Here is a 676-nt window from a genome sequence, read left to right on the forward strand (position 1 = left end):
AAGAAGAGCTTGCAGCGTCGAAGGCGCGCCTTCGACGCTGCAAGCTCTTCTTCGGTCAATTCCGGTCTGGGTTTCAGGCATTGGAGACGCGCCGCAACAAGGGGCTCTGCATCCTCGTGTGCGCATTGCAGTTCTTCCGCGATGCTTGAAACGAAAGCGTGGCGGTTAAGCTCCGCGCTCTGTAGCCCGCCCAAAGTGCGCTGGAGGAAGATGAACGCGGATGCGATGTCTTGGGGTCTATCAGCATAAAGGTACCAAAAGTCCCACAGGATTTAGCTACGCTTTATGCGCGTCTGAGTGGTCAGGTCGCAGCTGTTTGATGCGATCTGTGGGGAAGTATTTGTAGAATGCGGTGCGGCCAATTTTGAGCTGGTCAATGACGTCGCCGATGAATGGGTAGTTTTCGGTATCCTTAAGCATGGCTTCGGCATGTTTGATGTTTTGCTCGTTCATAGCCTTTGGCCGACCGCCTCGGCGTCCGCGTTTTGCGGCGGCTTTGAGACCGGCGCGGGTGTTTTCAACAATCAACTCACGTTGAAACTCGTCGAAGGCTGCTGTCATGTGGAAAAATAACCTCCCCTCTGAAGTGCTGGTGTCGATGTTCTGGGTCAGGACTTTAAGGGCGATGCCGCGCTCAGCGATGTCGGAGGCTGTTTTGATCACTTGCGTGAGAGAC

Annotated in this window: 1 protein-coding gene; it reads right to left on the reverse strand. The window is 54.6% G+C overall.

What is annotated here, in order from left to right; genetic code table 11:
- Window positions 1-276: 276 nt before the first annotated feature.
- Window positions 277-676 (reverse strand): recombinase family protein (locus A3722_RS25200; protein ID WP_161488237.1); only part of this gene is annotated, 400 nt, incomplete at its 5' end.

The organism is Sulfitobacter sp. HI0027 (genome assembly GCF_001634775.1).
Taxonomy (GTDB): Bacteria; Pseudomonadota; Alphaproteobacteria; order Rhodobacterales; family Rhodobacteraceae; genus Sulfitobacter.